The sequence below is a fragment of the Caldicellulosiruptor obsidiansis OB47 genome, assembly GCF_000145215.1.
Taxonomy (GTDB): domain Bacteria; phylum Bacillota; class Thermoanaerobacteria; order Caldicellulosiruptorales; family Caldicellulosiruptoraceae; genus Caldicellulosiruptor; species Caldicellulosiruptor obsidiansis.
Genome location: NC_014392.1, coordinates 1,853,679 through 1,871,059, shown reverse-complemented (window position 1 = coordinate 1,871,059; position 17,381 = coordinate 1,853,679). Strand labels below are relative to the sequence as shown.

Sequence of the window (17,381 nt, the reverse complement as noted above, 5' to 3'; positions counted from 1 at the left end):
GCGAGGAGGTAATTAATTTGAAACATCTGGGGAAAAAAGTTTGGGTGATACCAGATGGTTACATTCCATCAGAAGGTTCAATGTCAATTCCTGGTCATGAGTGTTTGTGTATAGTAAACACAGGGGATAGCGATGCAAAAGTAAAGCTTACTGTGTTTTTTGAAGACAGAGAACCAATTGAAAGTGACTATTTTATTGTGAAAGCCCGAAGAACAATTCATGCATGGTTAAATAAGCCGGAGTTGATAGGAGGTCTAATTATTCCAAAAGAAGTTCCATATTCTCTTGTTGTTGAGAGTGACAAAGAGATTGTTGTTCAAATGTCACGTCTTGACACAAGACTTGGCAATATGGCGCTTTTGAGCGTTATTGGTTTTCCGATTGAGTAAGGGTAAGCAGACATTATATTTTAAAAGGAGGCTTTTATAATGGGCAAAATCAAGCTGAAAAAATTTTTGCACGGTGGAGACTACAATCCTGACCAGTGGACAGAGGATGTGTGGGAAAAGGACATTGAATTTATGAAATACTATAACGTAAATGCAGTTTCTATGCCAATATTTTCATGGGCACAGCTTCAGCCAAATGAAGATGAATTTACATTTGAATGGCTTGATAAAATAATCAATAAGCTCTATTCAAATGGGATACATGTCATCTTGGCAACACCTACAGCTTCTCAGCCAGCATGGCTCTCTAAAAAGTATCCTGACGTGTTGCCTGTTGACATTCATGGGAGAAAAAGAAAACATGGAGCAAGGCAGAACTACTGTCCCAACAGTCCAAACTTCAAAAATGCAGTGAGAAGAATTGTTGAAGAGATGGCAAAAAGGTATAAAGACCATCCTGCAGTTATAATGTGGCATATCAGTAACGAATATGGTCCTTACTGCTACTGTGAAAACTGTGCGAAAGCCTTTAGACAGTGGCTAAAAGATAGATATAAAACATTGGATGAGCTTAACAAGAGATGGAACACAGCTTTCTGGGGACATACATTTTATGATTGGGATGAGATAGAAGTTCCATCGTATCTGAACGAGGAATATGAATATTTGCCTGGAAGACAGAAAAGCTCATTCCAGGGACTTTCGCTTGATTACAAGAGGTTTATGTCAGACAGCCTTCTAAATCTTTATAAAATGGAAGTTGAGATTATCAAAAAATACATGCCAGATGTCCCTGTTACAACAAACTTGATGGGACCGTTCAAACCTCTTGACTATCACAAATGGGCAAAACATATGGACATTGTATCATGGGACAATTACCCTTCGATAAAAGATGCACCAAGCTCTGTTGCATTCAAACATGACCTTATGAGGGGGCTCAAAAGAGACCAGTCTTTTATATTAATGGAACAAACACCAAGCCAGACAAACTGGCAGTGGTACAACTCCGCAAAAAGACCTGGTATGATAAGGCTTTTGAGCTATCATGCAATTGCACACGGAGCTGATTCTGTGCTGTATTTCCAGTGGAGACAGTCGGTTGCTTCGTGTGAAAAGTTTCACTCTGCAATGGTTCCGCATGTTGGGCATCTTGAGACGAGGGTGAGCAAGGAGCTTAAAAAGATTGGCGACGAACTTTTGCTTCTTGATGAGATTTTGGAGTCAACAACTAAGAGCGAGGTTGCACTTTTATTTGACTGGGAAAACTGGTGGGCGCTTGAAGAGAGTATGGGATTTAGAAATGATATATCTTACCTTGAACATGTAGATGCGTACTACAGAGCTCTATATAAGTTGAAAACAAATGTGGATGTTGTTGACCCGAAAGAAGATTTAACAAGGTACAAGCTTGTTGTTGCACCACTTTTGTATCTTCTTGACGAAGAAAGTGCAAAGAACATAGAAAACTATGTAAAAAACGGCGGAATATTTATTACAACATATCTATCAGGACTTGTTGATGAAAATGACAGAGTAATTCTTGGCGGCTATCCGGGTTGGTTTAGGAAACTCTGTGGTATCTGGGTTGAGGAGATTGATGCGCTTTTCCCTGATATGAAAAATGCTATTATACTTGAAAAACCTATAGGTATGCTTGACGGAAAATACGAATGTGATTTTATCTGCGACGTTATTCACCTTGAAGGTGCAAGGGCGCTTGCTCACTATGAACAGGATTATTACAGCAAAATGCCGGCAGTTGTTGAAAATGATTATGGAAATGGAAAGGCAATTTATATTGGAACAAGACCAGAGCAAAGGTTTATAGAAGGTCTTGTTAAGTTCTACGCTGAAAAGGCTGGTGTACAACCAATATTACCTGTGCCAGAAGGTGTTGAAGTAACAAAAAGAGAAAAAAATGGGAATGAATATGTGTTTCTTTTGAATTTCAATGGTTATGATGTAAATATTGAGCTTAAAGATGAGTATTATGAGTTGATAACACAGAAGGTTTTGGGCGGAAAAGCTACTCTTGCATCCAAAGAGGTTATGATACTAAGAAGATTAAAAGGTTAAAAAACCGCAGATACTACCCCCTGATAACTACAATAGAGGTGGCAGTACAGAATGTCGCCAAAGTATTCTGGTGTTGAATCCACAAAAGAATAGTAAGAGGCCCTTTTCTCTTCATACCTGTAGAAAGGGGTCTCTTAATTTTCTCTTGAAATAGAATATATATTCGGTTATTATATAGGTATAAATTAACTACAAATAGTCTTTAAAAAAAGAAGTGATTTGTATGGATATACTTGAAAAACTTGAGGTGCTTGGTGCTGCTGCAAAGTATGATGTTTCGTGCGCGTCAAGTGGAAGCAAAAGGGAAAAGCATTTTGGATTTGGCTCAACATTTTCTGCAGGTATTTGCCACAGCTGGACAGATGATGGGCGTTGTATCTCCCTTTTGAAAGTTCTATTTACAAATGAATGTATTTTTGACTGTGCTTACTGTATTAACAGAAGAAGCAATGATATAAAAAGGGCAACATTTACGCCTCAGGAAATTGCTGAGCTGACCATAAACTTTTATAAGCGAAACTATATAGAGGGTCTTTTTTTGAGCTCTGCCATCAAAAATTCTCCTGACTGGACAATGGAGATGCTTTTTCGAACAGTCTGGCTTTTGAGATATAAATACCAGTTCAATGGATATATTCATGTTAAAGCTATTCCCTATGCATCGCTTGATTTAATAAAAAAAACCGGATTTTTGGCTGACAGAATGAGCGTCAATATTGAACTTCCATCTGAAAAAAGCTTAAGGCTTCTCTGTCCCAATAAAACAAAAGAGAGTATATTAAAGCCCATGGAGTTTATAACAAAAGTAGCTGAAGAAGAGAAAAATTTTGTATCGGCCGGTCAGAGCACTCAGATGATCATTGGTGCAACAGATGACAGTGATTATAAAATAATCAACTTAAGCCAGCACCTTTACAAGAAGTTTAAGCTCAAAAGGGTATACTATTCTGCATACACGCCTGTAAATCACGACCCAAGAATATTGAAAGTGGAGAGTCCACCGCTTTTGCGTGAACACAGACTCTATCAGGCAGACTGGCTGATAAGGGTTTATAACTTTTCTGCTGATGAGCTTTTTAAAAGCAAGGATGAAAACCTGGACCTTGAAGTTGACCCGAAAGTGATGTGGGCGCTCAGAAATCTTGATAGGTTTCCTGTAGAGGTGAACAGAGCAAGCTATGAAGAACTCATAAGAGTGCCGGGAATCGGTATAAAAAGTGCAAGGAGGATAATAAAAAACAGGGTATTTCATTCTCTGGAGTTTGAGGATTTAAAAAAGATGGGTGTTGTTCTAAAAAGAGCAAAATATTTTATAACATGCAACGGCAAGACATTTGAAAGGTTTTTGATTGATTTAGAACCTGAGAAAATAAAGCAAAAACTCACAGATAAAAATTCTTTACAAAGACCTCAGCAGCTTTCCTTTTTTGATAGGGAAGTATTTACATCTGTGATAACAGGGGAGATTTAAAAGGTGGACAAAATATTTTTGTATGACGGAACATTCGAAGGTTTTATGTGTGTGGCATTTCACATAATTTCTGAAGGTATAGATAAAGATAGGGCTATAATTGTTTCAAAAAATGAGTACCAACCAATGTTCGTAGATAGTATAAGAGAGGTTCAAAATGATTTAAAAACGTTTTTGGCAATGAGGAAGGGCATAATTGAAAAAGCTGATAGCAGTGTTTTCAAAAAGATTTACTATGCATTTTTATCAGATACTAAGGACAAAGAGGGTTATATTTTGAGATATCTATTTTTTGTATTCGAGCATGGCAAAAGGATAAAGTATCTTTACAGTGATGATTTAGTAAATGCAGTTGAAAAGATGGCAAAAAACGTTAGCAGGGAAATAGGAAAGTACATGGGGCTTATGAGGTTTTGTGAGACAGATAAAGGGTTTCTTTACGCCAAGTTTGAACCCAAAAACGACATTATAAAACCAATTGCATATTTTTTTAAAAATAGACTGAATGAATTTTACTGGGCTATCCATGATGTGAAGCGAAACAAAGTTGCTATTTACGATAGAAAAAAAGTTCAGTTTTTAACTTGTGACAACCTAAAATTGAAAGTGACTCATCAAGATGAGATGTTTCAGATGCTGTGGAAGAATTATTTTAAAGCAGTGGCAATTGAAGAACGGAAAAATTTGAAACTTCAGCAACAAAACATGCCTAAAAAATACTGGAAGTATCTTGTAGAAAAAAATTAGGTGTACATCCTTCTTTTTCGGATGTACACCTTTTTGTTTTGAGCATAAGTTTAAAATTTTATTTCTTCTTTCCTTTGTGAGGCTGCTGAGGAATCTTTTTTCTTTCTATTTCTATTTTAGAGTTACCTTTGCCAGGGATTGTGATTTTCTTTTCTGGTGTTGGCTGAATATACTTTTTGTGCATGTTGAGAGAGTTTTTTACAATATTTTCTATCTTAGAAAGAATATCCGTGTACAGATTTTTTATTTCAGAGATAATATTGACTTTTGCTTGATACAAACTTACAACTTCATTCAATATGCTTACCATTTTGTTATAATCGCCAGTTTTAATTGTTTGATGATATTCATAGAGTTTGATTTTTATCTGCTTCTCGATAGTATTTATCTGATACACCTTTTGACTTACTGTTGGTTGTATCTGGTCCATATACTGTTTTATTTGGTATACAGCTTGGTCAACTGCTTGTTGCTGCTGGTTTTTATAGACTTCTTCATATACTTTTAGTTCGTTGAGTTTTTGGTTTAGTTGATTGTTGAGCTCTGCCACCTTTGAAGATGAGTAGTTCTTTTTGTGAAGTTCCTTTTGAAGTTGGGATATAGTCTTGTTCACCTCGTTAATTATTTTGTTCATTTCCTGAGTGAAGAAATTCTTATCATATCTTTTTGCAGCTTGGATGTAAGCATTTATCTTTGCCCTAAGATGATTTACCTCAGCATTAATCTTGTTAAACTTTGCCTTTAGCTGATTTATTTGCAAAAAGAGGTTGTTAATAGTCTTTTTCTGCTCTTTTGTAAGCTTCTGCGGCTGTTGAATATTAACACTGTCATTTGAAATAGGTGGAATCACTTCGGTGGTTGAATTTGTACTATATGTCGAAGAATATGTTGTGGTTGTGGTTGTCGAATTTTGAGTGTTGTAGGTCTGAGAGTAGGTTGTATTTTGTGTTGTTTGATAAGTTTGTGCCTGGGTTGTGTCGTAAGTTGAGCTTGTCACAGTTTGAGAAGATGAAGTAGTTGATGCATCTTGGTCAGCATATACCGGTACTAATAAGAGAAAAGTAAAGATGAAAACTAAAATTAAGCTTATCAATTTTCTTTTCATTTTTTACTTACCTCCTTGTAAATTTTTTCTTCTACTCTTTATAATACCTCATTTATTTAGGTTTTTTGTTTCTCAATTATTAAAAAAGTGTGTAATTTTTCAATAGACAAATTTTATAATTTGGTGTAACATTTCAGAGGGAAATTTAATTTTGCAAAAAGTAAAAGGGTGAGAAATATGAGCACAATGTATGATGTCATTATTGTAGGGGCAGGACCATGTGGAATATTCACGGCGTATGAGCTTGTAAAAACTTCTTCTGCGGCAAACGTTGTGATATTCGAGAAAGGAAGAGACATCGAGTCAAGAGAGTGTCCAAAGAGAGTTACAAATGTTTGCAGCGGCTGCAAACCCTGCAATATAACAACTGGATTTTCGGGTGCAGGTGCATTTTCAGATGGGAAGTTGTCACTATCACCAAACGTTGGTGGCAGAATTCAAGAATTTGTTGGGCAAAGCAAGGCAGTAGAGCTAATAAGGTACGTAGATAGCATATACCTTGAAAATGGAGCAGACACTAAAGTATATGGTACAAATAGCCAGGTGATTGAGGAAATAAAAAGGAAGGCAACTGTTGCAAACCTCATGCTTGTTGAAAGTCCAATAAGACATCTTGGCACCGAAGAGGCAAAAAAGATATACAAAAGATTCCAGGATTTTCTTTTGGCAAATAACATTGAGATAAAGTTCAAAACCCCTGTAAAAGACTTGATTGTAGAAGACGGGAAGGCAGCAGGGGTTGTTGCTGAGGATGGCAGTATATACCGTGCAAAAAATGTAGTTATATGTGTTGGTCGTGAGGGTGCAAGTTGGCTTTCTAAAATTATAGAAAAATACAATATTCCGTGCGACAACAATAGAGTTGACATAGGTGTTAGGGTTGAGACACCAAATCACATTTGGAAAGGGATTACCGAACATCTATATGAGAGTAAATTTATTTACTATACAAAAACCTTTGACGACAAAGTAAGAACATTTTGCATGAACCCTGGCGGATATGTTGCGGTTGAACACTATGACAACTTGGCAGTTGTAAATGGACACAGTTATAAAAATATCAAAAGTGATAACACAAACTTTGCGCTGCTTGTCTCAAAACATTTTACTGATCCGTTCAAAGACAGTATAAAATATGGAAAGTACATTGCAGAACTTGCCAATATGCTATCGGGTGGGAAGGTACTTGTGCAACGTTATGGGGACTTTATTAGAGGAAGAAGGTCTAACGAGGAGAGAATAAGGAGAAACTCTGTGGTTCCTACATTGCAAGATGCAGTAGCAGGGGATTTGAGCCTTGTTTTGCCATACAGGATAATGCTTGATATAAAAGAGATGATTGAAGCTTTGGACTATGTAGTGCAGGGAGTTGCATCGTTTGACACGCTGCTTTATGGTGTTGAGGTTAAGTTTTATTCAAACGAGGTAAAAGTCAAGAACAATTTTGAGTGTTTAACAATTCAGAACCTTTATTTTGGTGGCGATGGAGCAGGAATTACAAGAGGACTTATGCAGGCGAGCGTGAATGGAGTTTTGATTGCTCGCGAGATTGCAAATAAATTATAAGTTCATTCGTTTAAGCTTTTGAGGTGGTCTTAATAAAGAGAGAAAAGGCCACCTTTTTGTTTTGCTAAGTTTAAGATATAATAAATTAAAGAAAGGAAGTGCTTTTTAAGGATGATTGACCTTCATGTTCATACAACATTTTCTGATGGGACATTTACTCCTCAAGAAGTTGTTAGATTTGCTAAAGAAAAAGGACTTTTTGCTATTGCAATAACTGACCATGATACAACAGATGGAGTTAAGGATGCTATTGAAGAGGGAGAAAGACTTGGACTTAAGGTAGTCAGTGGTGTTGAGATAAGTGCTGATTTTGAGATAGAGATGCACATTTTAGGGCTTTTTATAGATATTGATAATAAATTCTTACAGCAAAAACTTAAAATGTTAGAAAAATTCAGAAAAGAAAGAAATCCTCAAATAATTAAAAAGCTCAGACAAATGGGTTACAACATCTCAATGGAAGAGGTAGAAAAACTTGCTTTAGGTGAGATGATAGGAAGACCTCATATTGCTAAGGTACTTGTTCAAAAAGGGTACTTTTCTACTACAAAAGAGGTATTTGAAAAGCTTTTAGGTTTTGGAAAGCCTGCTTATGTAAAGAAGGAAAAATTAAAGCCTCAGGAAGCTATTGAGGCAATAAAAAAGGCAGGCGGACTTGCTATTTTGGCACATCCTCACAAGTATTTATATCTGGAAGAGGGAAGCGAAAACGTATTTTTGGAACTAAAAGAATATGGGCTTGACGGCATTGAGGTTTTCCACTCAGACCACAATCAAATAGAGACAAGTATGCTACTTGAAATTGCTAAAAAACTTGACCTTGCTATCAGCGGTGGAAGCGACTTTCATGGAGAAAACAAACCGGAAATTTGTATAGGTGTTGGTAAGGGAAATTTAAAAATAGATGATGAAATTTTTTATATGTTGGAAAGCAGGGTACTAAAACGATGACAAGAAAGGCGATATTTGTTGCCGGTTTTATGATGATAGGAATTGTTCTGGGCAGAAATATAAAAGAAATTGAGACACTTGTATTTTGCCTTTTGCTAATTTTAGGAGCGCTGTGTGCTGCCTACTATTTTTTTCCTCAGTACTTTAAAAAGGAAAAGTTTTTGTTTATTTTATGTTTTCTTTTTCTTACACTGCAGCTTTTCAGGACACACTACATTTTCTATGTCTGCGAACCACAAAAAAATCTGGATGGGAGACATGTTTCTATTGTTGGTAGTGTGTGCTCATTTCCCGAGACAAGTGAAAAAAAGACTTCCTTTTATCTGAAAACAAATCTAAACGCAAAGGCTGTTACTCTTAGAGTTACAACAGAGTCTAAAAAAAGTATTTTTTATGGAGATACTGTAAAAGTTTCTGGAAAACTTAAAATTCCAAAAGGAAAGACAAATAGATTTGGATTTGACTACAAGGAATATTTGAAAGGCAAAGGTGCTATTTATACACTTTTCTCAAAAGACATAGAGGTTATCTCTCAAGGCAAAAATGTTCTCAGTCTTCTCAATAGATTTTCTACAATGCTAAATAATCTCATAGATAGGTCTTTTAAAAATGATATATCTTCACTTTTGAAAGGTCTAATTCTTGGCAACAAATCCACAATTCCGGATGATATGTACAAAGACTTTCAGCGAAGCGGGCTTGCTCACCTTCTTGCGGTCTCTGGTGGAAATGTAGGTGTGCTATGCGCTTTTGTTGAGATTTTGTTCAGAAGAATATTAAAGGTTTATGGTAAGGGAGTAAACTCTTTAATAATAGGTGTTATAATTGTTTTTGCTATTGTCACAGGTATGTCAGCATCTGTTGTTAGAGCCTCAATTATGGCGGCAATCTTCTATGCTGGAAGAATTATTTACAGAAATTCTGATACGCTCAACAGCTTGGCAGTATCAAGCGTTTTGATGCTACTTGTAAATCCACTTTTTCTTTTTGATGTTGGGTTTCAGCTGTCTTTTTTGAGTGTTCTTTCGATAATTCTGTTTTATAAAGGGATATATGAGTATATTGCAAAGTTAAAGATACCAAGCGGTGTATCTTCACTTATTGCAGTTTCAATTTCTGCTCAGATTTTAATATTGCCATTGTTGGCTTATTATTTTTCTGAGGTCTCAGTTATTTCATTCTTTACAAACATAGTTGCTGTGCCAGTTGCAAGTGCTGTTGTGCCAAGTGGGCTGATGTATTTTATATTTTTGATCTTCAATATAGATATATTACCATTTAAATGGTTTTTAGAAGTCTGTGTAAACGTGCTAATGTTCCTTTCAAGATTATCTCATGTAGGGTTTTCGCATGTGAAGGTCATTTTATGGGATGAGAAGCTAATATTTTGTTACTATTCTGTTGTAGCTTATTTGATTTTTAAAAGCTTTATGAGCAGGCAACTAAAATATGTGATTTATTTGAGCATTGGTGGGCTGCTTGTGGCATTCATTTTCCAGATGCTCGTGAATTACAACAGGCTCATCATAAACGTAATAGATGTAGGACAGGGAGACAGTAGCCTTATTACATACAAGGGATTTTCAATGCTGATTGATACAGGACCTGAGTATGAAGATTTCAGCAGCTTGAAAAGAGTTGTTCTTCCGTATATACTCAAAAGAGGAGTGTCAAAACTTGATGTTTTGGTGTTGACACATAAGCACAGGGACCACATTGGAGACTTTGATTATCTGCTTGATGAGATGGAGGTTGACAGGATTGTAACGTCAAAAGAGGTCTATCTTGAAAATGCTCAAAAGTTCAAAGGGCAAAAGGTTGTGTTAGTAGATAGCTTTAAAGTTTATCGCTACAAGAATTTAAAAGCCTATTTTATCCCACCGGTAGAACAAGATGAAAATAGTTCTGTTGTTGTGAAGCTGACCTTTGGCAATTTTAGCATGCTTTTTACAGGTGATGCTTCATATGAGTCTGAGATGGAATACATGAAAAGGTTTAATTTACAAGCGACCATTTTAAAAGTGGGGCACCATGGAAGCAGCACCGCAACATCTGAAGAATTTTTGGAAAGTGTGAAGCCGAAGGTTGCTGTGATTTCAGTAGGAAAAGGCAACATATTTGGACATCCTTCAAATGAGGTCTTGCAAAGGCTCAAGAGCAAAAATATAAAGGTTTACAGGACAGATTCAAATGGAACCGTAGATATATTGGTTGACAGAAATAAAGTGATAATAAATCCCTATATTGTGAGGTGAATATGAGTTGGCTGAAAAATCAAAAGAGATTATAAAAGAATTAAATTCGCAGCTCTTGAAAAAGGATTTCAAGAAGATTTACCTTTTTTATGGACAAGAAATATTTTTGATTGACGAATATACGAGGCGCTTTAGCTATGCCATCGTTGGTGGGAATTTGAACAACATAGTAAAGTTTGACGGTGAGACTGCAAATTATAATGATATAATAAACGAAATGTTTTCAATATCTTTTGATTTAGAGCCAAAAGTGCTAATCTTCAAAAACTTTTTCAAGTATGCATCTACAAACTCCAGCTTAAATCTTTCTGCTATCATAGATAATCTCAAAAATTTTAAAAGTGACAGTACTTATATAATCTTTAAAGAATACGAAGCGAAAGAAAACAAGTTTTTTTCTGCCCTGAAACAAATAGCTTATTCTGCAGAGTTTGTGCAGCCTTCCATGCCCGATTTGGTAAAGTGGGTTCAAAATGTAATGTCAAAAGAAGGGAAAGCAATCTCTGAAAATATGGCACAAGAGATTATTCTTCATTACAACAAGGATATGATGCTTATCTACAACCATTTACAAGTTCTCATTTCATATCTTGGCAAAAGGAGCAAGGTTACGCATGATGATATATTAAAGACCTTGACCGACAATCCACAAGACCATATATTCCAGATGCTTGATGCTTTTGCCACAAAGGACACAGAAGGTGGTTATAAATATCTGAGAGAGCTGTATCAGCTCAGGACGAGTGTCAGCAAGATTTTGGCTTTGATTTTGCGTCATTTTAAGATACTTGGAATGTTAAAAGAGATGCAGGAGACAAATAAGAAACAGATTGCAAAACAGCTTGGTATTCTTGAGTTCTTTGTTGACAAGTACAAAAAACAAGCAGAAAGCTTAACCCTTGACAAGATAAAATCTATAATCCAAAAAACCATAGAATATGAGTACATGATAAAAAAAGGGCAAATTGATGATGAGACAGCACTTGAAATGCTTTTGTACCAGATTGTAAAATAAAATACAAAAAGGCTATCCATTGAAAAGAGACTGGACAGCCCTTTTTTATTATTGAGCTTTTGATTCTGGCTGTGGCGAAGACAGAGCAGCGTACTTGTTGATGAGCTTCATAAGTCTTGATTTCTTTCTTGAAGCATTGTTCTTGTGTATAACACCTTTTGCAGCTGTCTGGTCAATGAGCTTTGCAGCTTTTGAGTAAAGTTCTTTTGCCTTTTCGATGTCACCGCTAAGCAGTGCTTTTTTGACCTCTTTTATAGCTTTTTTCATTTTAAACTTTTGAATCTTATTTTCAATAGTTCTACGTCTTATAACTTTTATCTTCTTTTTAGCAGACTTTGTGTTTGCCAAAACTTTTCACCTCCACTCAAAATTTAAGACTAATTGCTATTTTATCACGACAAAAGCAAAATTGCAACAGCTCAAAGTGGCAAATGAAATAAAGCAAAAGGCAAGGTTTTTACCTTGCCTCATTATAATTTTAAAGACTCTATCACACTTTTTATTACCTGAGCAGAGTTTTTGAGCTTTTCTTTTTCCTCATCTGTCAGCGGTATATCAAATACCTTTACAACTCCGCTTTTGTTGACAATTGCAGGAAGAGAAATTGCAACGTCTTTTACACCATATACGTCATCAACTATTGATGAGACAGGAAGTATAGAATTTTCATCTCTGATTATAGCTTCAACAATTCTTCTAACAGCCAATGCAATGGCGTAATATGTTGCTCCTTTTCTTTCAATTATTTCATATGCAGCGTTTTTTACTTTGTTGAAAATTTGTTCTTTTACTTCGGGTGAGCAGTTTTTCCCGCACAAAAGACACTCTTGCATAAAATTCACGCCACCTATGTTTGTAAGCGACCATGCAGCAATCTCACTATCTCCATGTTCGCCCAAGATATATGCATGGACATTTCTCACGTCGACCTGACAGTGCTGTGCCAAGAGGTATCTGAATCGCGATGAGTCTAAGACTGTCCCAGATCCTATAATCTGATTTTTTGGCAGACCTGAAACTTTATACATTACGTAAGTGAGAACATCAACAGGATTGGTGACCATTAAAAGTATTGCATCCTGCGTGTATTTGATAATATTTTCCACTATCGACTTTGTAATCTGTGCATTTTTATGAGTAAGGTCGAGCCTTGTTTCACCAGGCTTTTGATTGGCACCAGCAGTAATTATTATTATATCAGCATCTTTGCAATCCTCATAATCACCTGCCCATATCTTGACGGGTTTTACAAAGGATATTCCGTGATTTAAATCCATCGCTTCACCTTCAGCTTTTGCACGGTTTACGTCAATCAGAACAAGTTCTGTTGCAAGCCCAGCATCTACAAGAGCAAAAGCAGTGGATGCGCCAACAAATCCTGTTCCAATTATTACAATTTTACCCAGTTTTCTCATAAAATTTTTCCTCCCAAGTTCATTTGTTTTCTTCTATAATTTTACCCTCAAAAAGATGGTTCAAAACACACAAAAGTTTTTATCCTAATTTAAGAGTATAAATATTAATGAACTAAAAAGTACTAAAATGAAAACTTTAAGATATTAACCTTCATTTTGAGCAATTCGTAAACCTAAAAATGGAGAAAGACTTTAATAAGTATAAACAAATACATGTATACAATTCAAACGATTGACGAAAAATTGATATTTTCAGAAAATTAAACGCACATATATGTATTGATTATGCAAGTATATAGTGCTATAATTATCAACGTGAATTTTGAGATAAACAATTTTATAAATATTCAAACAATTGCATAAATGTGCATTAGTTGTCTGATAAATTTATTACCAAAGGAGAGATTATGCGTGGCAAGATACATACTTAAAAGGATAGTGTGGTCCATTGTATCATTATTCGTGATAATTACTGTTACGTTTTTTCTCATGAGAATGATACCAGGTGGTCCGTTCACTGGTGAAAAGACTTTGCCTGAGGAGATTTTACGAAACCTGAACGAAAAATATGGACTCAACAAACCGCTTGCAATCCAGTACTTTAAGTATTTAAATAGCCTTTTGCACGGCGATTTGGGAATTTCAATGAGAAATCAGGGTAGAACTGTCAATGAAATTATTGCAGAGACATTTCCTGTTTCTGCCAAGGTAGGTATTTTAGCTATAATCCTAAGCCTTTTGATAGGGATACCTCTTGGTATTTGGTCAGCCGTGCATCAAGGAAAGTGGCAAGACAATTTGTCGATGGTGATAGCTACAATTTTCATTACAATACCTGGATTTGTGCTTGCGGTAATTTTGATGTATATCTTTGGTGTAAAGCTTCAGCTTGTTCCTATTATGGGGTTAGATGAGCCAAGAAGTTATATTCTTCCGGTTGTGACGCTGGCAGCTTATCCAATATCCTTTATTGCAAGGCTTATTCGAAGCAGTATGCTTGAAAGTTTATCACAGGACTATATAAGAACTGCACGGGCGAAAGGACTTTCAGATTTCATAGTTGTTTATAAACATGCGCTGAAGAATTCTCTGATTCCTGTTGTTACTTACTTGGGACCTTTAATTGCAGGAATACTCACTGGTAGTTTTGTGGTTGAAAAGATTTTTGCAATTCCAGGAATGGGTAGATTTTATGTAGAGAGCATAACAAATAGAGACTATTCGCTTGTAATGGGAACCACAATATTTTATGCAGCGTTTTTGATATTTATGAATCTTATTGTAGACATTATCTATGTATTTATAGACCCGCGTATAAAACTTGAGGACTGATTTTAAGGGGGAAAAGAAGATAATGGAGAATATATCAAAAGAACTTTTTGTACCAGTTCCAAAAGAAGAAAGGCAGCAAGAGACAATTGTCAGACCAAGTGTGAGTTACTGGCAGGATGCATGGCGAAGACTCAAATCTAATAAAGTAGCAATGGTATCAATGTGGACAATAGTGTTTTTTGTATTGCTTGCTGTAGTTGGTCCAATTATTATGCCATATAAGTATGATCAGCAAATAGTTGGACAAGAAGGCTTACCACCTTCACTATCTCATTTGTTTGGGACAGATGATCTTGGCAGAGACCTCTTTGTCAGATGTTTATATGGTATGCGTATTTCTCTTTCTATAGGTATTATTGCAACAATTATAAATATTGTGATTGGTGTTTTATATGGTGGTATTTCGGGTTATGTGGGCGGCAAAGTTGACAATATTATGATGAGAGTAGTTGATATTCTGTACAGCATTCCGTTAATGATATATGTTATTCTTCTTTCAGTGTCACTAAAACCTTATTTGAAGGAACTTTTTGACAAATATTCGTTTTTGAACGGGCTTAAGACAGTGGGTGCACCACTTGTTTGCATATACATTGCACTGGGACTTACTTACTGGATTTCAATGGCAAGGATTGTACGTGGCGAGATATTGAGCTTAAAACAGCAAGAGTATGTCACAGCGGCAAAGACAATTGGTGCAAGTGGCTTTAGAATTTTGCTCAGGCACCTGATTCCAAACAGCATGGGGTCAATTATAGTCACTGCTACACTGCAGATTCCAAGTGCTATTTTTACTGAGTCTTTCTTGAGTTTTATTGGTCTTGGGGTTGATGCACCGGTTCCGTCACTGGGTTCTTTAGCTTCAGATGCTTTGAATGGATTTATATCATACCCTTATAGGCTATTTTTCCCATCGCTTTTATTATGTTTAATAATACTTACATTTAACCTGTTTGGAGATGGACTCAGAGATGCACTTGATCCGAGAATGAGAAAATAAATTTTTTCAAACATAATTTTTCCAGAATTTGAGGTGAAAAGAATTGGCTGAAAAATTGTTAGAAGTAAAGAATCTGAAAACATCATTTTTTACACATGTTGGAGAAGTAAAGGCAGTAAATGATGTTTCGTTTGACGTATATGAAGGACAGACTGTGGGTATTGTAGGTGAATCTGGAAGCGGTAAAAGTGTGACCTCAATGTCCATCATGAGACTTATTGCACCGCCTGGAAAAATAGTTGACGGTCAGATTATATTTGAAGGTAAGGATATACTAAAGCTTTCTGAGAAAGAAATGAGAGATATTAGAGGAAACAAAATCAGTATGATATTTCAGGACCCAATGACATCTTTAAATCCTGTTTTTACAATTGGAAATCAACTAATTGAAGCTATAAAAATTCACAATAAAGTTTCGAAAGCTCAGGCTAAAAAAAGAGCTATTGAAATGTTAAAGCTTGTTGGCATTCCAAGCCCTGAGCGAAGACTTTCGCAGTACCCTCACGAGTTTTCGGGTGGTATGCGTCAGAGAGTTATGATAGCTATGGCTCTTTCGTGCAACCCCAAGCTTTTAATTGCAGATGAGCCAACAACTGCACTTGACGTTACCATCCAGGCTCAGATATTAGACCTTTTGAAAAAACTTCAACAGCAGCTTAAGATGTCAATTATACTTATTACTCATGACCTTGGTGTTGTGGCAGATATATGTCAAAAAGTAATTGTAATGTATGGTGGAATCATTGTTGAGGAAGGCACTGTTGATGATATATTTTACAACCCCAAGCATCCTTATACATGGGGGCTTTTGAGGTCTGTGCCAAAGATGCATTTAGGTCTTAAGAAAAGGCTTGTGCCAATAGAAGGTCAGCCGCCAGATCTTCTAAAGCCGCCAAAAGGGTGTCCGTTTGCGCCAAGGTGCGAATATGCAATGAGAGTTTGCTTACAAGTAAGACCACCACTTTTCGAAGTTGGAGACGGGCACAGGTCAAGGTGCTGGCTGAATCACCAGTATGCTCCACAGAGTTTATTAGAAAAGGTGAAAACTGCAAACGAATAAGTAAGTAGTAAACAGAGGCAGGTGGAGAAGTTGAATGAGGTTTTGATTGAAGTAAAAAATCTAAAAAAGTATTTTCCAGTAAAGATGGGACTGGGGAAAAAAGCATATATAAAAGCGGTGGATGATGTGAGCTTTTTCATAAAAAAAGGAGAAACATTGGGACTTGTTGGTGAAAGCGGCTGTGGAAAATCTACAACAGGAAGAACCATCATAAGGCTTTATGAGCCAACAAGCGGGCAGATTATATTCAAAGGAGAAGATATAACAAAAAGAGACATGCTTCCTTATAGAAAATCCATGCAGATGATTTTCCAGGATCCGTATGCCTCACTTAATCCCAGGATGACAGTTGGTGATATTATAGGTGAGCCGCTTGAGATACACAACATTGCAAAGGGCAATGAAAAAAAAGAAAGAGTTCAAGAACTTTTAAGACTTGTGGGACTCAGCAGCGAGCATGCAAACAGGTACCCGCACGAGTTTTCTGGTGGTCAGAGACAGCGAATTGGTATTGCAAGGGCTTTAGCAGTTGAGCCTGAATTTATCATATGCGATGAGCCAATATCAGCGCTTGATGTGTCGATACAGGCTCAGATTGTGAATATGCTGGAAGATTTGCAGCAAAAGTTTTCCCTTACCTACCTTTTTATTGCTCATGACCTGTCAATGGTAAAGCATATAAGCAGCAGGGTAGGTGTAATGTATTTAGGAAAGCTTGTGGAACTTGCAGAAAGTAACGAGCTTTACAGCAATCCTTTGCATCCGTACACACAGGCACTGCTTTCTGCAATACCAATACCTGACCCGAAAATCTCTAAAGAAAGGACAAGAATTATATTGGAAGGAGACGTTCCAAGCCCTCTCAATCCGCCAACCGGTTGCAGGTTTAGAACAAGATGCAAGTATGCGTTTGACAGGTGTAAGGAAGAGGAGCCCAAGTTTAGGGATGTTGGTAGTGGTCATTACGTGGCCTGCCACTTGATGGATAAAAAATAA

At 36.4% G+C, this 17,381-nt stretch carries 15 protein-coding genes; 12 read left to right on the top strand and 3 right to left on the bottom strand.

Annotated features, from left to right (window positions below; genetic code table 11):
* Positions 1-17 precede the first annotated feature (17 nt).
* The 4 genes from COB47_RS08705 to COB47_RS08690 all read left to right on the top strand — a co-directional run bounded on the left by COB47_RS08705 (position 18) and on the right by COB47_RS08690 (position 4,686).
* Positions 18-389, top strand: coding sequence for a sensory rhodopsin transducer (locus tag COB47_RS08705; protein ID WP_013291012.1), 372 nt, complete (start codon positions 18-20; stop codon positions 387-389).
* Between the two features lie 39 nt (positions 390-428).
* Positions 429-2,468 carry a beta-galactosidase gene (locus tag COB47_RS08700; protein WP_013291011.1) on the top strand — a complete coding sequence of 680 codons (2,040 nt, stop codon included), beginning with the start codon at positions 429-431 and terminating at the stop codon, positions 2,466-2,468.
* Positions 2,469-2,691: 223 nt separating this feature from the next.
* Positions 2,692-3,939, top strand: coding sequence for a putative DNA modification/repair radical SAM protein (locus tag COB47_RS08695; RefSeq protein ID WP_013291010.1), 1,248 nt, complete (start codon positions 2,692-2,694; stop codon positions 3,937-3,939).
* A gap of 3 nt (positions 3,940-3,942) precedes the next feature.
* Positions 3,943-4,686, top strand: a complete 744-nt coding sequence (locus tag COB47_RS08690) for a TIGR03915 family putative DNA repair protein (protein WP_041742505.1) — start codon at positions 3,943-3,945, stop codon at positions 4,684-4,686.
* 58 nt (positions 4,687-4,744) lie between these two features.
* Here the strand turns inward: COB47_RS08690 and COB47_RS08685 are convergent, their stop codons facing one another.
* Entirely contained in the window at positions 4,745-5,791 is a 1,047-nt protein-coding gene (locus COB47_RS08685; protein ID WP_013291008.1) for a hypothetical protein, read from the bottom strand.
* A 177-nt stretch (positions 5,792-5,968) separates the two neighbouring features.
* On the opposite strand from COB47_RS08685, the gene COB47_RS08680 reads away from it, so the two are divergent.
* From COB47_RS08680 to holA, 4 genes are all read left to right on the top strand, one after another.
* Entirely contained in the window at positions 5,969-7,357 is a 1,389-nt protein-coding gene (locus tag COB47_RS08680; protein WP_013291007.1) for an NAD(P)/FAD-dependent oxidoreductase, read from the top strand.
* Between the two features lie 111 nt (positions 7,358-7,468).
* Entirely contained in the window at positions 7,469-8,308 is an 840-nt protein-coding gene (locus COB47_RS08675; RefSeq protein ID WP_013291006.1) for a PHP domain-containing protein, read from the top strand.
* Complete coding sequence (locus COB47_RS08670; RefSeq protein WP_013291005.1) at positions 8,305-10,563, top strand: DNA internalization-related competence protein ComEC/Rec2; 2,259 nt, start codon at positions 8,305-8,307, stop codon at positions 10,561-10,563. The genes COB47_RS08675 and COB47_RS08670 overlap by 4 nt, the downstream gene beginning before the upstream one ends.
* Positions 10,564-10,570: 7 nt before the next feature.
* Positions 10,571-11,578, top strand: coding sequence for a DNA polymerase III subunit delta (gene holA / locus COB47_RS08665; RefSeq protein ID WP_013291004.1), 1,008 nt, complete (start codon positions 10,571-10,573; stop codon positions 11,576-11,578).
* Positions 11,579-11,626: 48 nt separating this feature from the next.
* On the opposite strand, the gene rpsT is transcribed toward holA, so the two are convergent.
* Together rpsT and COB47_RS08655 are read right to left on the bottom strand one after the other, a co-directional pair.
* Positions 11,627-11,926, bottom strand: a complete 300-nt coding sequence (gene rpsT, locus COB47_RS08660) for a 30S ribosomal protein S20 (RefSeq protein WP_013291003.1) — start codon at positions 11,924-11,926, stop codon at positions 11,627-11,629.
* 122 nt (positions 11,927-12,048) lie between these two features.
* The gene (locus COB47_RS08655; protein ID WP_013291002.1) at positions 12,049-12,993 is read right to left on the bottom strand and encodes an L-lactate dehydrogenase; all 945 of its coding nucleotides are present in this window, start codon (positions 12,991-12,993) and stop codon (positions 12,049-12,051) included.
* A 411-nt stretch (positions 12,994-13,404) separates the two neighbouring features.
* On the opposite strand from COB47_RS08655, the gene COB47_RS08650 reads away from it, so the two are divergent.
* Genes COB47_RS08650 through COB47_RS08635 form a run of 4 tightly spaced genes read left to right on the top strand, consistent with a single transcriptional unit; the run spans position 13,405 to position 17,381 of the window.
* Positions 13,405-14,325 (top strand): ABC transporter permease, encoded by a 921-nt coding sequence (locus tag COB47_RS08650; protein WP_013291001.1) that lies wholly within the window; start codon positions 13,405-13,407, stop codon positions 14,323-14,325.
* Positions 14,326-14,347: 22 nt separating this feature from the next.
* Positions 14,348-15,325, top strand: a complete 978-nt coding sequence (locus tag COB47_RS08645) for an ABC transporter permease (RefSeq protein WP_013291000.1) — start codon at positions 14,348-14,350, stop codon at positions 15,323-15,325.
* Between the two features lie 43 nt (positions 15,326-15,368).
* Positions 15,369-16,385, top strand: a complete 1,017-nt coding sequence (locus tag COB47_RS08640; protein ID WP_013290999.1) for an ABC transporter ATP-binding protein — start codon at positions 15,369-15,371, stop codon at positions 16,383-16,385.
* A 30-nt stretch (positions 16,386-16,415) separates the two neighbouring features.
* Positions 16,416-17,381, top strand: a complete 966-nt coding sequence (locus COB47_RS08635; protein ID WP_013290998.1) for an ABC transporter ATP-binding protein — start codon at positions 16,416-16,418, stop codon at positions 17,379-17,381.